1 protein-coding gene is annotated in these 577 nt (G+C 74.9%); it reads left to right on the forward strand.

Annotation, left to right across the window (positions count from 1 at the left end; all coding sequences use genetic code 11):
• Positions 1-24 precede the first annotated feature (24 nt).
• Positions 25-577, forward strand: a 553-nt coding sequence (locus tag G9H72_RS20760; RefSeq protein WP_456238354.1) for an MmyB family transcriptional regulator, incomplete at its 3' end; no start/stop codon positions are given.

The raw sequence follows: 577 nt of genomic DNA on the forward strand, positions 1-577 counted from the left end.
CTGGAGCAGGGCCGTACTCCGCGGGTGTCCGAGGCCGTGCTCGGGGCTGTCGCCCGGGTGCTCCGGCTCGACGACGTCGAGCGCGCACACCTCGTACGCCTCGCGCACCCCCCGGGCCGGCGGCAGCAGCCGTCACCGCAGCGCGCGGGCGAGGGCGCAAAGCGCCTGCTGGACCTCCTGCACGAGGCGCCTGGCTGCGTGGTCGGCCGCGCCGGCCGCCTCCTCGCGGTGAACCCGCTGGCGGAGTCCCTGCTGGGACTGCAGGACCTCGCTCCCGGCATGCGCAACGTCGTGCGCCACACCTTCCTGCACCCGCCGTCGCGCTCGCTGTACGCCGACTGGCACGCGGTCGCGGAGGAGACCGCTGCGTACCTGCGGCTGGAAGCAGGTCGCGCCCCCCACGACCAGGAGCTGCAGGCGCTGGTGCAGGAGATGCTGCTGAAGAGCAGCGACTTCGCCCGCCTGTGGGGGCAGCAGGTCCTGCGCGAGCGCATCCGCGGGGCGAAGCGCATGGTCCACCCCTTGGTCGGGGAGCTCGACCTCGACTACGAGGCCGCCCCCCTCGCCGGCGCCGAGG

The sequence above is a fragment of the Motilibacter aurantiacus genome (genome assembly GCF_011250645.1).
In the GTDB taxonomy this organism is placed as follows: Bacteria; Actinomycetota; Actinomycetes; order Motilibacterales; family Motilibacteraceae; genus Motilibacter_A; species Motilibacter_A aurantiacus.